The organism is Salinibacillus aidingensis, from assembly GCF_055393355.1.
In genome coordinates, this window is the sequence record NZ_AP043759.1 from 3,460,178 (window position 1) to 3,476,995 (window position 16,818).

General features: G+C 44.0%; 14 protein-coding genes, 3 rRNA genes and 1 other RNA gene. 16 read left to right on the forward strand and 2 right to left on the reverse strand.

What is annotated here, in order from left to right; translation table 11 throughout:
- Window positions 1-22: 22 nt before the first annotated feature.
- The gene (locus ACZ5OK_RS17680) at window positions 23-1,306 is read right to left on the reverse strand and encodes a glycoside hydrolase family 18 protein (RefSeq protein WP_343843397.1); all 1,284 of its coding nucleotides are present in this window, start codon (window positions 1,304-1,306) and stop codon (window positions 23-25) included.
- A 145-nt stretch (window positions 1,307-1,451) separates the two neighbouring features.
- Here ACZ5OK_RS17680 and tadA point away from each other — a divergent pair, with 145 nt between their 5' ends.
- The 10 genes from tadA (at window position 1,452) to rrf (ending at window position 11,049) form a co-directional block, all read left to right on the forward strand.
- Window positions 1,452-1,916 carry a tRNA adenosine(34) deaminase TadA gene (gene tadA, locus ACZ5OK_RS17685; protein WP_343843400.1) on the forward strand — a complete coding sequence of 155 codons (465 nt, stop codon included), beginning with the start codon at window positions 1,452-1,454 and terminating at the stop codon, window positions 1,914-1,916.
- A 166-nt stretch (window positions 1,917-2,082) separates the two neighbouring features.
- An RNA gene (gene ffs, locus ACZ5OK_RS17690) (signal recognition particle sRNA large type) lies at window positions 2,083-2,348 on the forward strand.
- Window positions 2,349-2,544: 196 nt separating this feature from the next.
- Window positions 2,545-4,248: a DNA polymerase III subunit gamma/tau gene (gene dnaX / locus ACZ5OK_RS17695; RefSeq protein WP_343843403.1), complete on the forward strand. Its 1,704-nt coding sequence runs from the start codon at window positions 2,545-2,547 to the stop codon at window positions 4,246-4,248.
- A gap of 12 nt (window positions 4,249-4,260) precedes the next feature.
- Entirely contained in the window at window positions 4,261-4,581 is a 321-nt protein-coding gene (locus ACZ5OK_RS17700; protein WP_343843405.1) for a YbaB/EbfC family nucleoid-associated protein, read from the forward strand.
- Between the two features lie 11 nt (window positions 4,582-4,592).
- Complete coding sequence (recR, locus tag ACZ5OK_RS17705) at window positions 4,593-5,189, forward strand: recombination mediator RecR (RefSeq protein ID WP_343843408.1); 597 nt, start codon at window positions 4,593-4,595, stop codon at window positions 5,187-5,189.
- A gap of 11 nt (window positions 5,190-5,200) precedes the next feature.
- On the forward strand, window positions 5,201-5,416 hold the full coding sequence (locus tag ACZ5OK_RS17710) for a YaaL family protein (protein WP_343843411.1): 216 nt from the start codon (window positions 5,201-5,203) through the stop codon (window positions 5,414-5,416).
- A 60-nt stretch (window positions 5,417-5,476) separates the two neighbouring features.
- The gene (locus ACZ5OK_RS17715; RefSeq protein ID WP_464758239.1) at window positions 5,477-5,746 is read left to right on the forward strand and encodes a pro-sigmaK processing inhibitor BofA family protein; all 270 of its coding nucleotides are present in this window, start codon (window positions 5,477-5,479) and stop codon (window positions 5,744-5,746) included.
- A gap of 340 nt (window positions 5,747-6,086) precedes the next feature.
- Window positions 6,087-7,650, forward strand: a 16S ribosomal RNA gene (locus tag ACZ5OK_RS17720).
- A 157-nt stretch (window positions 7,651-7,807) separates the two neighbouring features.
- Window positions 7,808-10,737 (forward strand): 23S ribosomal RNA (locus tag ACZ5OK_RS17725).
- A gap of 196 nt (window positions 10,738-10,933) precedes the next feature.
- Window positions 10,934-11,049: ribosomal RNA gene (rrf, locus tag ACZ5OK_RS17730) — 5S ribosomal RNA — on the forward strand.
- Together the 16S, 23S and 5S rRNA genes form the textbook arrangement of a ribosomal RNA operon.
- Window positions 11,050-11,389: 340 nt before the next feature.
- Here the strand turns inward: rrf and ACZ5OK_RS17735 are convergent.
- Window positions 11,390-11,584, reverse strand: a complete 195-nt coding sequence (locus tag ACZ5OK_RS17735) for a sigma factor G inhibitor Gin (RefSeq protein WP_343843875.1) — start codon at window positions 11,582-11,584, stop codon at window positions 11,390-11,392.
- A gap of 257 nt (window positions 11,585-11,841) precedes the next feature.
- Here ACZ5OK_RS17735 and ACZ5OK_RS17740 point away from each other — a divergent pair, with 257 nt between their 5' ends.
- From ACZ5OK_RS17740 to ACZ5OK_RS17765, 6 genes are all read left to right on the forward strand, one after another.
- Entirely contained in the window at window positions 11,842-13,284 is a 1,443-nt protein-coding gene (locus ACZ5OK_RS17740) for an aminotransferase class I/II-fold pyridoxal phosphate-dependent enzyme (RefSeq protein WP_343843878.1), read from the forward strand.
- Window positions 13,285-13,304: 20 nt separating this feature from the next.
- Window positions 13,305-13,931, forward strand: a complete 627-nt coding sequence (gene tmk, locus ACZ5OK_RS17745; RefSeq protein ID WP_343843881.1) for a dTMP kinase — start codon at window positions 13,305-13,307, stop codon at window positions 13,929-13,931.
- A gap of 265 nt (window positions 13,932-14,196) precedes the next feature.
- Window positions 14,197-14,526 (forward strand): cyclic-di-AMP receptor, encoded by a 330-nt coding sequence (locus ACZ5OK_RS17750; protein WP_044153537.1) that lies wholly within the window; start codon window positions 14,197-14,199, stop codon window positions 14,524-14,526.
- Window positions 14,527-14,544: 18 nt separating this feature from the next.
- A complete protein-coding gene (locus ACZ5OK_RS17755) occupies window positions 14,545-14,991 on the forward strand; it encodes a YaaR family protein (protein WP_343843885.1) in 447 nt (148 codons plus the stop codon).
- Window positions 14,992-15,007: 16 nt separating this feature from the next.
- A complete protein-coding gene (gene holB, locus ACZ5OK_RS17760) occupies window positions 15,008-15,994 on the forward strand; it encodes a DNA polymerase III subunit delta' (protein ID WP_343843887.1) in 987 nt (328 codons plus the stop codon).
- A 4-nt stretch (window positions 15,995-15,998) separates the two neighbouring features.
- Window positions 15,999-16,814, forward strand: a complete 816-nt coding sequence (locus ACZ5OK_RS17765; RefSeq protein WP_343843889.1) for a PSP1 domain-containing protein — start codon at window positions 15,999-16,001, stop codon at window positions 16,812-16,814.
- The last annotated feature ends 4 nt before the right edge of the window (window positions 16,815-16,818 follow it).

Here is a 16,818-nt window from a genome sequence, read left to right on the forward strand (position 1 = left end):
AAATGAGACAGCAATTGGTTAATTATCTTTCCTTCACAACATTAAATTGATGATCCAGTAATATCCAGTTTTGCGGAAAGGCGAGGCCAAGCTTCCAATAGCTCACTCCTCTAAGATTCAGTTCTTTTACCAGATCAAATTTAGCCTGGATTGACCGGGCATCTTCAAACCAGACCTCATGGCGATTTCCATCCTGATCATAATAAAAGTAAAAGGGTGCCTGTGCTTCCTGGTCAAATTGGATTTCTGTATTGTTTTCCCGGGCCCGCTGAATGGCGGCCTGTGGACTTAATGCCTCAGCAAATTCTCCGCCGGGTTCATATGGAAGGGTCCAGTCATATCCATATAAATTTTGCCCAAGAAATATTTTTTCAGAAGGCATAACGGACAAGGCAAAATTAACAACATCCCTTACAGGCCCAATAGGGGAAACAGCCATTGGCGGGCCGCCGCTGTATCCCCATTCATAGGTCATAAGTACAACGAAGTCGACAATTTCACCATGAGCAGCGTAATCGTGAGCTGTATACCAGGCTCCTTCCTGCTCTGCTGATGTCTTTGGTGCTAAAGCCGTTGACAGCATTAATCCTGCCTCTGATAGCCTTTGTTTTGCTTTTCGTAAAAAGTTGTTATAATTTTCTCTGGTTTCAGGAGGCAAAAATTCAAAATCAAAATGGATATCTCCAAATCCAACCTGATTCGCTGTTTCTATAACATTGGTTAAAAACTGATCCTGAAAATTTTCATCGGTAACAATAATACGTCCGAGCTCGTCACTGAATGATCCTTCTTCAATGTTTGTCACGACCATCATTAAGAGAGCGTTGTTATTAGCTGCAATTTGCGGGAATTGATTTAAAGGTGGGGGAACTAATGAACCGTCACGATTCACCTTGTAATTAAAAGGAGCTAAGTACGTTAAATACTGGGCCTTAGTTCTTGCAGACTGCTCTAACGTTTGACTCACTTCACCTCCTGTAGGTTCAACGTAGGCATTGAACTGCTTGCTCACCTTTTCCGGCTGAGGAATAGTAAGGGTCTGACCGATTTGCAAGGAATCATTTAGTGAAATTTGATTTGCTTCAGCTAACTGCTGATACGGAACATTAAATTTTTGACCAATAACATAGAGTGATTCGCCGGGTTGTACGGTATACTGGTTAACAGGAACAACAAGTGCTTGCCCAACAACTAATTGACTGGGCTGATCAAGCTGATTTAAGGCGATAAGCTCATCTGTGGAGACCTGATATCTTTGTGCAATATCATATAGCGATTCACCAGCCTTTACTACATAAATAACCAATAAAGGCTCCTCCTTCCATAGATATTCTTTTACATATTTATGGGATAAAACACTAAGTATTCTATGGCCATGCATAATAATGGTGAAAAAAATTCAGGAAAATATCATTTAATACTAAAAATACAGGAAAAAGAAGGGGTCATTCATGGATCATGAAAAATATATGAGAATTGCGCTTAATGAAGCGGCTAAAGCTGAGCAAGCGGATGAGGTGCCGATTGGGGCTGTTATTGTTAAGGATGATCAGATCATTGCAAGGGCCGGTAATTTAAGAGAAACTTCACAGATGGCAAAAGGACATGCGGAATTCTTAGCCATCGAAAAGGCCAATCAGGTTTTAAACAGTTGGAGATTGGATGACTGTTTATTATATGTTACATTGGAACCCTGCCCCATGTGTGCAGGAGCAATCCTGCAATCAAGAATACCAACCGTTGTATTTGGAGCCTATGATCCAAAGGCGGGCAGCTGTGGTTCCTTGGTGAATCTGGTCCAGGATTCAAGGTTTAATCATCAGGCGGAAGTGATTCCTGAAGTGCTTCAAGAGGAGTGCTCCCTTATTTTAAAGCAATTCTTTAAGGGTTTAAGGGAAAGGAAAAGACAGGATTGAAAAAAATGGAATGGCGAAATCATTGCAAAATCCATTAAAACCCGATATACTTGTTTATGCACATTAAGAAAGCGAGGCGCAATTGGACGAAGCAATCCAAGCCAACTGCCGAGCTGGCCATGGACTGGTCGCAGTAATGTGCAGATATTCATTGTTAGCAGATTAGCCGTGCTAGGTGGGGAGGTAGCGGTGCCTTGTTACTCGCAATCCGCTATAGCGAGGCTGAACCCCTATCCGAGGTGAGCATTTTTGAGGTCTGCCGTAAGTAAGTGGTGTTGACGCTTTGGTCCCGCGCAACAGGAACCCGTGAACCCTGTCAGATCCGGAAGGAAGCAGCAGTAAGCGGTCATTCTTGTGTGCCGCGGGGTTGCCTGAGCCGAGCCACGAGCTTACGTAACGCTCAGGAATGTTTCATCGACGGTAGGTGCACGGCGCTACATAGACATTAAACTCATCCTTTTTAAGGGTGAGTTTTTTAATTGTCCGGAAAAGTATGGAGATCAACTGGATGAACAGGCTAATAAAATAAATGCGCATAATAGGCAGATAAAAATTCACGATAATGTTTTTGAATGCAACATGTCTATAGGTTATAATGAGAAAAGAAACCACAAAGGAGAACGTGGCCATGAGTTATCAGGCATTGTACAGGGTATGGCGGCCCACCACATTTGAAGATGTAGTGGGACAATCACATATAACCAGAACACTCCAAAACGCAATTTTTAAGGAGAAATTTTCACATGCTTATTTATTTTCCGGCCCAAGAGGAACAGGGAAAACAAGTGCTGCGAAAATTTTTGCGAAAGCAGTAAACTGTGAACGTTCTCCTGTTAAAGAGCCCTGCAACGAATGTTCAGCGTGCCGGGGAATACAGGATGGTACGATTTCTGATGTGATTGAAATTGATGCTGCCTCAAATAATGGTGTTGATGATATTCGGGACATTCGGGATAAAGTGAAGTATGCACCCAGCTCAATCAAGTATAAGGTGTATATTGTGGATGAGGTTCATATGCTTTCCACGGGAGCTTTTAATGCACTACTGAAAACGTTGGAGGAGCCTCCCCAGCATGTGATTTTTATTTTAGCCACAACAGAGCCTCATAAAATTCCCTTAACCATTATATCAAGATGCCAACGCTTTGATTTTAAGCGGATTTCTCAATCTTCCATCGTAAATCGTCTTAAGGATATTATGGCCTCAGAACAGATTGAAGTTGATGATGAAGCACTTCAAACCGTAGCTTTAGCTGCTGAAGGTGGAATGAGAGATGCCTTAAGCCTACTCGATCAGGCCATTTCCTATAGTGAAGAAAACCATGTGTCCGTTGAAGATGTACTGGCTGTTACCGGATCGGTTTCCCAAAATAAACTGGGCGAAGTGATGGAGTCTCTTCATAATCAGGATGTGAAGCATGCCTTAGAGCTGATCGATGAGTTTTTAGAAGAAGGAAAAGATTCAGGAAGGCTCATTTTTGATCTTATCTATTATTTGCGTGATGTTTTGTTATATCAGTCATCAAATCAAATGAGTGATTTTCTTGAGAGAGCGATTCCTGACGAGCGGTTTACGACTCTCACCCAGGATCTTGACTCAGAATGGATTCAATCCGCTATCCGTCGATTAAATGAATGTCAGCAGGAAATGCGGTGGACCAATAGTCCGAAAGTATTTATTGAAATTGCCATGCTAAACATCGCCAATACATCCTCTTCTCAGAATCCAAAACAAACAGAGGTTTCTCCGCAAGTGGTGCAAAAGCTTGAGCAGCTTGAAAAGGAATTGAATACGATAAAACAGTCGGGGGGTTCACCTCAGTCTGAAAAACCCAAGGCAAGTGAAGGGCGTTCGCAAAGACGTCCAAGCTCGGGGCGGAAATATCGTATTCCATATGACCGAATTAGAAATGTATTAAATGATGCTTCCAAGGCTGAATTAAAAAATATTATGAATCACTGGGCAACATTTATGGATTCATTAAAACAGGACAGCCCGCCGGCTTATGCAAAGCTGATTAATAGTAAACCAAGAGCTGCATCCAATGATTCTCTGGTTTTATCCTTTAAATATGAAATCCATTGTTCACTTATGCTGGAAAATCAGGAGACCATCGAAGCACAATTATCGAATTTTCTTGGAAAACAAGTGGCCATTATTCCGATTCCTGAAGCCGATTGGCAGGAATTAAGAGAAGAATATGTAAAGAAACAGCGCGATCAGGATGATGATGGAGGAGAAAAAACGGAGGAGCAAGCTGAAGAAGATCCTCTCGTTTCAGAAGCGAGAAAATTGGTTGGCGATGATTTATTAGAAATACAAGATAACTAAGGAGGAATTTTGATGAAAGGCGGAATGGGAAACATGAACAATATGATGAAACAGATGCAGAAAATGCAGAAGAAGATGATGCAGGCACAGGAGGAGCTTCATGAGAAAAGCTTTGAGGCAAGTTCTGGTGGTGGAATGGTTAAGGTTGTAGCCAATGGTAAAAAAGAGATTACAGATATTGATATAAACGAAGAGGCCGTTGATCCGGATGATGTGGAAATGCTGCAGGATCTAGTGCTGGCTGCTGTTAATGATGTCATTAAGCAGATCGAGGATGAGACGAATTCAACCATGGGACAATTCACGAAAGGTATGAATATCCCAGGATTCTAGGGGGATTTTTAATGTACTATCCAGAACCAATTTCAAAGCTTATTGATAGCTTTACTAAATTGCCAGGAATAGGGCCAAAAACTGCGGTTCGCCTGGCTTTTTTCGTTTTAGATATGAATGAAGATGACGTATTGGATTTTGCTAAATCGCTGGTGAATGCTAAGCGTGAACTTACCCATTGCTCTACCTGTGGTCACATTACAGATCAGGACCCATGTCCAATTTGTCAGGATAAAGAGAGAGATGGATCGGTCATTTGTGTGGTGCAGGACCCGAAAGATGTGATTGCAATGGAAAAAATGAAGGATTTCACCGGCAAGTATCACGTTCTGCACGGAGCTATATCCCCAATGGATGGCATTGGCCCTGAGGATATCAATGTTGCTTCACTTATTAACCGACTAAAGGATGAAGAGGTTAAAGAGCTTATCTTGGCAACCAATCCAAATATTGAAGGGGAAGCAACAGCCATGTATATTTCCAAACTGGTAAAACCGGCTGGAATTAAAACGACACGTATTGCCCACGGACTTCCTGTAGGTGGAGACCTGGAATATGCGGATGAAGTGACACTTTCCAAAGCCTTAGAAGGCAGAAGGGAACTATGAGGTGAATTGCCATGTTTGGTAAAGGGAAAATAAAAAAGAAGGATATAGATGAGGAACTGATTCACAGGATACATCAACTGAAAAAGGAAAAGGATCGAATGAATGCCCTTATGAAAAACAGTGTTGATTTGAATGATGGTATTTTTGCAGACCAGGCTTGTACAGAGGGAAAATATTTTTTCCTTTTGCGGGAGGCCAGACAACGAAAAATAAGAGGCATTCATTAGTTCTATTTCTCCTTCGCTGTCATAGATATATAAGTAGAAGGACAAGCGAAAGGGGAATAAATGATGAATTCATATATGGTGATCGGCCTTATACTGGCAGTCATTATTTTAATTTTAGCTAAAGGCTTACCGGTACAGGCTCTTAAGTTTGTTTCGCAGGGCATGGTTAAAATACTTATTGGTGCATTAGTATTGTTTTTTATAAATGTGTTTGGCGCAAACTTTGGACTCCATATTCCTATTAACTTATTTACTACTGCTATTTCCGGATTTTTAGGAGTTTCAGGGGTAGCTGCTTTATTCGCCATACACTTTATCCTGCTGCCATAAATTACCGTGTCGAAATCCGGGCCATCTTATTGCATTTATTATATACACATGGTATATTTAAAAAGCCGTTGAAAGAGACGGCTTAAATTAATTATTAAAACTTAAAATTTCCTGTTGAAATTAGTTATTCAGCATGATATATTATTAATTGTCGCTTTGAGGAGCGAACAAAACAAATTAAAAAAGTTATTGACTTTGAGTTGATAGCTTGATATAATAATTAAGTCGCTTTGAGAGCGACGTCGTTCGAACCTTGAAAACTGAACAAAACAACCAGTACGTCAATTCGCTATTTAAATAGCGTTTTGAATATGAGCATTATGGATTTTAACATCCAAACTTATTGGAGAGTTTGATCCTGGCTCAGGACGAACGCTGGCGGCGTGCCTAATACATGCAAGTCGAGCGCGTGAAATAAGTTGATTCCTTCGGGATGAAACTTGTGGAACGAGCGGCGGACGGGTGAGTAACACGTGGGCAACCTGCCTGTAAGATCGGGATAACTCCGGGAAACCGGGGCTAATACCGGATAACACCTCCGACCGCATGGTCGGAAGTTGAAAGACGGCTTTTATGCTGTCACTTACAGATGGGCCCGCGGCGCATTAGCTAGTTGGTGAGGTAAGAGCTCACCAAGGCAACGATGCGTAGCCGACCTGAGAGGGTGATCGGCCACACTGGGACTGAGACACGGCCCAGACTCCTACGGGAGGCAGCAGTAGGGAATCTTCCGCAATGGACGAAAGTCTGACGGAGCAACGCCGCGTGAGTGATGAAGGTCTTCGGATCGTAAAGCTCTGTTGTCAGGGAAGAACAAGTACAAGAGGAACTGCTTGTACCTTGACGGTACCTGACCAGAAAGCCACGGCTAACTACGTGCCAGCAGCCGCGGTAATACGTAGGTGGCAAGCGTTGTCCGGAATTATTGGGCGTAAAGCGCGCGCAGGCGGTTTCTTAAGTCTGATGTGAAAGCCCACGGCTTAACCGTGGAGGGTCATTGGAAACTGGGAGGCTTGAGTGCAGGAGAGGAGAGTGGAATTCCACGTGTAGCGGTGAAATGCGTAGATATGTGGAGGAACACCAGTGGCGAAGGCGACTCTCTGGCCTGTAACTGACGCTGAGGCGCGAAAGCGTGGGGAGCGAACAGGATTAGATACCCTGGTAGTCCACGCCGTAAACGTTGAGTGCTAGGTGTTAGGGGGTTTCCGCCCCTTAGTGCTGAAGTTAACGCATTAAGCACTCCGCCTGGGGAGTACGGCCGCAAGGCTGAAACTCAAAGGAATTGACGGGGGCCCGCACAAGCGGTGGAGCATGTGGTTTAATTCGAAGCAACGCGAAGAACCTTACCAGGTCTTGACATCCTCTGCTACCTCTAGAGATAGAGGGTTCCCTTCGGGGACAGAGTGACAGGTGGTGCATGGTTGTCGTCAGCTCGTGTCGTGAGATGTTGGGTTAAGTCCCGCAACGAGCGCAACCCTTGACCTTAGTTGCCAGCATTAAGTTGGGCACTCTAGGGTGACTGCCGGTGACAAACCGGAGGAAGGTGGGGATGACGTCAAATCATCATGCCCCTTATGACCTGGGCTACACACGTGCTACAATGGATGGTACAAAGGGCAGCGAAGCCGCGAGGTGAAGCTAATCCCATAAAACCATTCTCAGTTCGGATTGCAGGCTGCAACTCGCCTGTATGAAGCCGGAATCGCTAGTAATCGCGGATCAGCATGCCGCGGTGAATACGTTCCCGGGCCTTGTACACACCGCCCGTCACACCACGAGAGTTGGCAACACCCGAAGTCGGTGGGGTAACCTTTTGGAGCCAGCCGCCTAAGGTGGGGCCAATGATTGGGGTGAAGTCGTAACAAGGTAGCCGTATCGGAAGGTGCGGCTGGATCACCTCCTTTCTAAGGAAGATAAGGTCACTTCGTGACCAAAAAAGAGCGTACTCGGTTGTTTTGTTTAGTTTTGAAGGATCGAAGGATTCTTCAAATAGCACCTTGAAAACTAGATAAGAAAGCAATCAAGAGCAGACAACGGACAATATTGTCCGTGTGCGTTATAAGTTAAGTGAATAAGAGCGCACGGTGAATGCCTTGGCACTAGGAGCCGATGAAGGACGGGACAAACACCGATATGCTTCGGGGAGCTGTAAGTAAGCTTTGATCCGGAGATTTCCGAATGGGGAAACCCGCTGTCCGTAATGGGGCAGTATCCTTATCTGAATCCATAGGGTAAGGAAGGTAACCCGGGGAACTGAAACATCTCAGTACCCGGAGGAAGAGAAAGCAAACGCGATTTCCTAAGTAGCGGCGAGCGAACGGGAAACAGCCCAAACCAGAAGGCTTGCCTTCTGGGGTTGTAGGACACTCCATACGGAGTTACCAAGAAATCAGGTAGATGAAACGGTCTGGAAAGACCTGCCGAAGAAGGTAACAGCCCTGTAATTCAAACCTGGTTTCCTCCGGAGTGGATCCTGAGTACGGCGGAACACGTGAAATTCCGTCGGAATCCGGGAGGACCATCTCCCAAGGCTAAATACTCCCTAGTGACCGATAGCGAACCAGTACCGTGAGGGAAAGGTGAAAAGCACCCCGGGAGGGGAGTGAAAGAGAACCTGAAACCGTGTGCTTACAAGTAGTTGGAGCCCGTTAATGGGTGACAGCGTGCCTTTTGTAGAATGAACCGGCGAGTTTCGATCTCATGCAAGGTTAAGCAGAAGATGTGGAGCCGCAGCGAAAGCGAGTCTGAACAGGGCGTATGAGTATGAGGTCGCAGACCCGAAACCGTGTGACCTACCCATGTCCAGGGTGAAGGTAAGGTAACACTTACTGGAGGCCCGAACCCACGTACGTTGAAAAGTGCGGGGATGAGGTGTGGGTAGCGGTGAAATGCCAATCGAACACGGAGATAGCTGGTTCTCTCCGAAATAGCTTTAGGGCTAGCCTCAAGAATCGAGTTTTGGAGGTAGAGCACTGATTGGACTAGGGGCCCTCATCGGGTTACCGAATTCAGTCAAACTCCGAATGCCAACAACTTGAGCTTGGGAGTCAGACTATGGGTGATAAGGTTCATAGTCGAGAGGGAAACAGCCCAGACCGCCAGCTAAGGTCCCTAAGTATACGTTAAGTGGAAAAGGATGTGGAGTTGCTTAGACAACCAGGATGTTGGCTTAGAAGCAGCCATCATTTAAAGAGTGCGTAATAGCTCACTGGTCGAGTGACTCTGCGCCGAAAATATACCGGGGCTAAACGTATCACCGAAGCTGCGGATTGTACCGTTGGTACAATGGTAGGAGAGCGTTCTAAGCGCAGCGAAGTCCGATCGGAAGAACGGGTGGAGCGCTTAGAAGTGAGAATGCCGGTATGAGTAGCGAAAGACAAGTGAGAATCTTGTCCACCGAAAGCCTAAGGTTTCCTGAGGAAGGCTCGTCCGCTCAGGGTTAGTCGGGACCTAAGCCGAGGCCGAAAGGCGTAGGCGATGGAAAACAGGTTGACATTCCTGTACCACCTTTCATCCGTTTGAGCAATGGGGTGACGCAGGAGGATAGGGGAGCGTGCTGATGGATATGCACGTCCAAGCAGTGAGAGTGATGAGCAGGCAAATCCGTTCATCGTAAGCTCGGGCTGTGATGGGGAGGGAAATAGAGTACCGAAGTTCCTGATTTCACACTGCCAAGAAAAGCCTCTCGTGAGGATGAGGGTGCCCGTACCGCAAACCGACACAGGTAGGCGAGGAGAGAATCCTAAGGTGAGCGGGATAACTCTCGTTAAGGAACTCGGCAAAATGACCCCGTAACTTCGGGAGAAGGGGTGCTCGTTCAGGCTTCGGTCTGGATGAGCCGCAGTGAAAAGGCCCAAGCGACTGTTTATCAAAAACACAGGTCTCTGCGAAGCCGAAAGGCGAAGTATAGGGGCTGACACCTGCCCGGTGCTGGAAGGTTAAGAGGATGAGTTAGCCCTTTGGGCGAAGCTCTGAATCGAAGCCCCAGTAAACGGCGGCCGTAACTATAACGGTCCTAAGGTAGCGAAATTCCTTGTCGGGTAAGTTCCGACCCGCACGAAAGGTGCAACGACTTGGGCACTGTCTCAACGAGAGACCCGGTGAAATTATACTATGCGTGAAGATGCGCATTACCCGCGACAGGACGGAAAGACCCCGTGGAGCTTTACTGTAGCCTGATATTGAATGTTGGTACAGCTTGTACAGGATAGGTGGGAGCCATCGAAACCGGAGCGCTAGCTTCGGTGGAGGCGCCGGTGGGATACCACCCTGGCTGTACGGACATTCTAACCCAGAACCGTGATCCGGTTCGGAGACAGTGTCAGGTGGGCAGTTTGACTGGGGCGGTCGCCTCCTAAAGAGTAACGGAGGCGCCCAAAGGTTCCCTCAGAATGGTTGGAAATCATTCGCAGAGTGTAAAGGCAGAAGGGAGCTTGACTGCGAGACCTACAAGTCGAGCAGGGACGAAAGTCGGGCTTAGTGATCCGGCGGTACCGAATGGAAGGGCCGTCGCTCAACGGATAAAAGCTACCCCGGGGATAACAGGCTTATCTCCCCCAAGAGTCCACATCGACGGGGAGGTTTGGCACCTCGATGTCGGCTCATCGCATCCTGGGGCTGTAGTCGGTCCCAAGGGTTGGGCTGTTCGCCCATTAAAGCGGTACGCGAGCTGGGTTCAGAACGTCGTGAGACAGTTCGGTCCCTATCCGTCGTGGGCGTTGGAAATTTGAGAGGAGCTGTCCTTAGTACGAGAGGACCGGGATGGACACACCGCTGGTGTACCAGTTGTTCCGCCAGGAGCACGGCTGGGTAGCTACGTGTGGAAGGGATAAGTGCTGAAAGCATCTAAGCATGAAGCCCCCCTCAAGATGAGATTTCCCATCATTTTAAATGAGTAAGATTCCTCAGAGACGATGAGGTAGATAGGTCCGAGGTGGAAGCGTGGTGACACGTGCAGCTGACGGATACTAATCAATCGAGGACTTAACTTATACGAAAAGCGGAGGCAAGCGCATGCAAGTCGAAGCTGGACAAAAAACGCAGACGGATTTATAAACCACTGCCTGCTCACATGATTGCTTTTCTTATCTGGTTTTGAGGGTGCTAGTCACCTGAAATGAATAATGATAAGGAAGTTCTGCTAAAAGCGCTCATTTGTATGAACAACGCAGAACGACCAAGCCAAAGTCCAGTGGCGATGGCGGAGACGTCACACCTGTTCCCATTCCGAACACAGTAGTTAAGCTCTCCAGCGCCGATGGTAGTTGGGGTTCTTCCCCTGCGAGAGTAGGACGCTGCTGGGCAAACCAAAAGACCTTGGAATCTAAAATGATTCAAGGTCTTTTTTTATGTTTAGTGAAACTCTTTTCTCATAAAAAGTACTCCCTTTAAGCAGCAGTTCAATCTGTTGACTTAGGGGGAGCTTTTCATTAATTGTATTATTTCCTGTTTTTTATTATTTTCTAACGGAATAATTGCTCTCTTTCTTTACAATTTATCACGCATTAACTAGCCGTAATTCCCCACTTCAAGTCTTGAGGGTACCCCACCAAGAGTAAGTGGGGGATAAACGGCCGGTAAATTCCTGATAAGTTCAACTAACCATCAGTGGGGGATGGAGAATCCCCCCATTGATCACTTTATCTATGAAAACTGTGTTAATTGATTAATAACCTTCAGCTTATCGACAAAGTGCTGATAGTTTTCATCACCTGGTTCAGTCTGGATCATTTCCTGCTCGCAGTCTGAGCAGATAAATGCCGTATATACTTTAATACCTTTGGTTTTCTCCTGATTACAAACGTTGCATAGTTTTTTAGTTATGGTTTGTTCACTCATCTTCCCCACCTCCATTTTCTATCATTTCCTAATCTAATAGTTTCTATACATGTTTATTATTTTTACTATCCTATTCATTGTTTTGTGCATTGGGATCGGTCAGGTATATAGTTGACGAAATAAATACAATGAAAATATCGGCCTGGTGATTGAGAGGTTTCATAACGGCCTCCATTTCACAACTTAAATTTTCCATGCTAGTATTAGTATCGTACAATCGAAATTAGGTATATCATCATTAAGGAGTATTTATTTATATGAGTGATTCCCAAAGTCAGTTACCCTTATTTCAAGTATTATTGAAGCACGCAGGTTTAGATGCATCCTCGTTTCATGTTCCTGGTCATAAAAACGGAATGATTTTTTCGAATGAGGGATATGATGTATTTAAGTCGATACTGCCTTATGATTTAACAGAGATTACGGGATTGGATGATTTGCATCACCCGGAATCTGCCATTAAGGAAGCCCAGGAGTTAACGGCTCAATTGTACGGGGTTGAATCAACCTTTTTCTTAGTCGGAGGAACAACAGCGGGGAATCTGGCTATGATTTTATCTGTGTGTGAGCCAGAGGATTGTATTATTGTGCAGCGTAATTGTCATAAATCTATTATGAACGCTATTGAGCTGGCTGGGGCTAAGCCTGTCTTTATTTCCCCGGTTTATGAGGAACAAACCGGACGTTACAGCCGAATAAATGCATCTACTGTTTATGAAGCCTTAGCTGCCTATCCCCATGCAAAGGCACTGGTTCTGACTTATCCTGATTATTTTGGCCATACATACAATATTCAGCCTATGATCGAAGCTGCTCATCAATATCAATTACCTGTTCTCGTAGATGAAGCACATGGAGCTCATTTTATTTTAGGCGATCCATTTCCGCCTTCTTCCGTTTCATTAGGTGCCGATATTGTTGTACATTCCGCTCATAAAATGCTTCCGGCCATGACTATGTCCTCCTTTTTGCATTTTCAGTCAGCACTGGTATCAAAGGATAAAATCAGACACTATTTGCAAATGGTACAATCCAGCAGTCCTTCCTATCCACTGATGGCCTCGCTTGATTTAGCAAGGCATTTTTTGGCCCATATAGATGAAGCGCAGATTAAACAGATGATTGCCCATGCTCACCAAATCAGGAGTATGTTGGATGAATCCCCGCTTTGGGATGTAGTACCTGTTTATAACCAGGTGGATGATCCATTAAAGATCACTTTGCAAATTCACCCAGATTTGGAGGCGCAGAAAGTACTGCATACGTTTGAACAGCATATGGTTTATCCGGAATTAGCAACAACAAGCCAGCTCCTTCTTATTTCAGGATTGGGCATGAATGAAAGAGATCTACAAAGAATACCTCATGTTGTAAATAACTTCGATCATCAATTAAAAAGGGTGAAGGGACATGGTAAAATAGAAGTAACAGCTGTTCAACCTCCTGAAATAAGCGAGTTTCCTTATTCATTAAGGAATTTACAGGAAATGGATAATATGTGGGTTGCCTGGGAGCATGCGATTGGAAAGCCTGCAGGAGAAATGATTATTCCATATCCCCCAGGTATTCCCCTGCTTATTAAGGGAGAACGAATAGAACGCTGGCACAAGGAAGTTATTATGCCCCGTTTAAAGGCAGGACAGCATATACAATCTGAAAGTAATGATTTACAAAAAGGTTTACGAACTTTTGTTGAATAACTACAGAGGAGAATGAACAAGTGAAAGGACTATTTATTACTTTTGAAGGTGGAGAGGGAGCAGGTAAAACCTCTATTATTGAAGAAATAAACGAAAAGCTACTTGAAAAAGGCTATCAAACCATTAAGACCAGAGAACCTGGCGGGATAAAGATTTCGGAAAAAATACGTGACGTTATTCTGGACCGCTCCCATACGGAAATGGATGCACGCACGGAAGCCCTCCTTTATGCGGCTGCCAGAAGACAACATCTGGCAGAAAAGGTGATTCCAAAGCTGGAACAAGGGTTTATTATATTGTGTGACCGTTTCATTGACAGCAGTCTGGTTTATCAGGGCTACGCAAGAGGATTAGGGATTGAGGATGTCTATGATATTAACCGGTTTGCCATTCAGGATTGTATGCCGGATGTAACCTTTCTCTTAGATATACCGCCTGAAAAAGGGATGGAACGAATACAGGGAAATGCTGAAAGAGAACAGAACCGGCTGGATTTAGAGGATCTGTCCTTTCATAAAAAGGTATATGAGGGCTACCAGTTGATCGCTGACCGCTTTCCTGAACGAATTAGACGTATTGATGCGGGACAACCTTTTAAACAGGTTTTGGAAGCCTCATTAAAGGAATTAGATGCATATTTAAGATAATCAACATTTTACGAATCGTTCATATGGTATAATATAGGCCTTCTATTTTAGGCCTATAACCATTGCGATTTTACTTCTTTAACTCTTCTATTCACTCTGCAAGTCCTGATTTTCCCAGTAAATCACTCCAGAATCATTGTATATTGTAAAGCTTGTTTATAGGAAAATATGATAAAATAGATGTAACAACCTGAGCGGTAGGTATTTGTGGTTATTTCATATTTTAAAGGGTTCACGGCCCGGAAAGGACAAGGAGGGAAAAACCATGAAATTATTACTTGCTGTTGTGCAGGATAAGGACGTCAACCGTTTAACCGACGCTCTGTCAGAAGAGAACTTTCAGACAACGAAGCTTTCTTCAACAGGTGGGTTTTTACGGGAGGGAAATACCACATTAATCATCGGTGTGGATGATGATCGTGTGGATCCTGCACTTGATATTATCAGAAAGAATTGCAGTCACAGGGAGCAAATGGTAGCACCGATTTCACCAATGGGCGGAAATGCAGATTCTTATATTCCTAAACCTGTTAAAATTGAAGTCGGCGGAGCAACGGTATTTGTCCTGCCTGTTGATGCATTTTATCAATTTTAAATTGAGAATGAGGAGGGCGTGGGTTTGAAGATAGGCCAGGAGATTCGTTCGCAGTTAGATCCTTCACAAAAAAATCCACCATTAAAATCGGTACAAGGGAACAGCTTTCATTCCGCTATTCGTACAGAACAGCAGCAGATGAGGGAAACAGAGCTGACACGTCTGCTGGAGCAAATAACGGCTCAAGGGGATAAAGTAGCTCGTTTTCGTTCCTTTAAAGACTTATCCAAATTTAAGGGGTTAGTCAAACAATTTGTAAAAGAGACTGTTCAATACGGTTTAGATTTAAAGCAGACGAGGAATTTCTCGATGAACGGACAAAGCCGGAAGTTGACGACGGTGGATACGATTGATGAAAAATTGGTTGAATTAACAGACTCTGTTTTTGACCAGGAAAAAAAATCGATGGACATTTTAGAGCAAATAGGTGAAATCAAAGGATTATTAGTGAATTTATATACGTAGAAAGTAGTGACGGATTGTGAAGACATGGAGTGAGTTTGAAGCTGTTCAGCCAATTGTCTCTCAAATGCTGAAAAACAGTATTAAGAAGGGGAGAATTTCCCACGCCTATTTATTCCAGGGACCCAAAGGCACGGGTAAAAAGGAAGCAGGCTTATTATTAGCCAAAAGCTACTTTTGTCAGTATAAAGAGGATTATAAACCGTGTGATGAGTGTCGCGATTGCAGGCGGATTGATTCTGGAAATCATCCGGATGTCCATATGATTGTCCCTGATGGTCAATCGATTAAAAAGGAGCAAATTGCTCATCTGCAAAAGGAATTCACCTATACAGGTCTGGAATCCAATCAAAAGGTATATATTCTGCAATCGGCTGATACAATGACGACGAATGCTGCAAACCAATTATTAAAGTTCCTGGAAGAGCCTAAACGAAGCACATTAGCCATTCTCTTGACGGAAAATGGACAATCTATTCTTAACACGATTCGTTCCAGGTGCCAGATTATGTCGTTTAAATCCTTAAATACAGATCAGTTGGAAAAGCAGTTGGCAGCCAGTGGTATGAGTGAATCCTTTCGAAAATTAACGGCATCGTTAACGAATGATTTAGAGGAAGCTCAGATGATGGCTGAAGATGATTGGTTTGCTAAAGGCCGAAGTATAGTGATAAAATTAATAAAGGTACTATTAGAAGAAAAAGATGAAGCGTTTCTTTTTCTTCATCAACAATGGTTGCCCCATTTTCAGGATAAGGAACAGAACCAATTGGGCTTGGATTTATTACTCATTTGGTATCGTGATTTTGTTTCCTATACGATAGAAAGAGAAGAAGCCATTATATATACAGACGAAAAGAAGAAGTTTGAAAATTTCTCCTTTTCTTTATCTCGTCATCAGGCTACGCAAGCGTTAAAGCAAATATCTGAAGCCAAAAATAAACTTAAGGCAAATGTAAATCCTGCACTTGTCATGGAGGAATTAGTGCTTCAATTACAGAGGTGATCAAATGGTTGAAGTTATCGGAGTACGGTTCAAACAGGCGGGAAAAATCTATTACTTCGACCCAAATGGTCTGCCATTAACGACAGATAATTATGTTATTGTTGAAACGGCGCGTGGCATTGAATTTGGGAAAGTAGTGATTGCACCCAGACAGGTTGATGAGGAGGATGTTGTCCTTCCTTTAAAGAGAGTGATTCGTGTTGCTGATGATAAGGATAAAGTAACCGTTTTAGAAAATAAAGATAAGTCACAGGAAGCCTATGAGGTCTGCAACGAAAAAATTGCTCATCATGATTTGGATATGAAGCTTGTAGATGCAGAATATACCTTTGATCGAAATAAGGTTATTTTTTACTTTACAGCCGATGGACGTGTCGATTTCCGCAATTTGGTTAAGGACCTGGCAGCTATATTTAAAACACGAATTGAGTTACGGCAGATTGGTGTTCGTGATGAGGCTAAATTACTGGGTGGTATCGGCCCTTGCGGAAGAATGCTTTGCTGTTCAACATTTTTAGGAGATTTTGAACCCGTATCAATAAAAATGGCAAAAGATCAAAACCTATCCTTGAATCCAGCTAAAATTTCAGGTTTATGTGGTCGTTTAATGTGCTGTTTAAAGTATGAAAATGACGATTACGAACAGGCAAAGAAGGAATTGCCGGATATCGGTGAACCTATAGATACACCTCATGGCCCAGGAAAAGTCGTAGGACTAAACATATTAGATCGTGTTGTTCAAATTGAAATTGAAGATGGTACACGAGTGATTGAATATACATTGAAAGAGCTGATCAACGAAGGAGTTGTATCTACGTAAGCCA

Coding starts and splice junctions, on each gene's coding strand:
- tadA (WP_343843400.1), top strand. CDS start 1,452: ATGGATCATGAAAAATATATGAGAATTGCGCTTAATGAAGCGGCTAAA.
- dnaX (WP_343843403.1), top strand. CDS start 2,545: ATGAGTTATCAGGCATTGTACAGGGTATGGCGGCCCACCACATTTGAA.
- ACZ5OK_RS17700 (WP_343843405.1), top strand. CDS start 4,261: ATGAAAGGCGGAATGGGAAACATGAACAATATGATGAAACAGATGCAG.
- recR (WP_343843408.1), top strand. CDS start 4,593: ATGTACTATCCAGAACCAATTTCAAAGCTTATTGATAGCTTTACTAAA.
- ACZ5OK_RS17710 (WP_343843411.1), top strand. CDS start 5,201: ATGTTTGGTAAAGGGAAAATAAAAAAGAAGGATATAGATGAGGAACTG.
- ACZ5OK_RS17715 (WP_464758239.1), top strand. CDS start 5,477: ATGATGAATTCATATATGGTGATCGGCCTTATACTGGCAGTCATTATT.
- ACZ5OK_RS17735 (WP_343843875.1), bottom strand. CDS start 11,584: ATGAGTGAACAAACCATAACTAAAAAACTATGCAACGTTTGTAATCAG.
- ACZ5OK_RS17740 (WP_343843878.1), top strand. CDS start 11,842: ATGAGTGATTCCCAAAGTCAGTTACCCTTATTTCAAGTATTATTGAAG.
- ACZ5OK_RS17750 (WP_044153537.1), top strand. CDS start 14,197: ATGAAATTATTACTTGCTGTTGTGCAGGATAAGGACGTCAACCGTTTA.
- ACZ5OK_RS17765 (WP_343843889.1), top strand. CDS start 15,999: ATGGTTGAAGTTATCGGAGTACGGTTCAAACAGGCGGGAAAAATCTAT.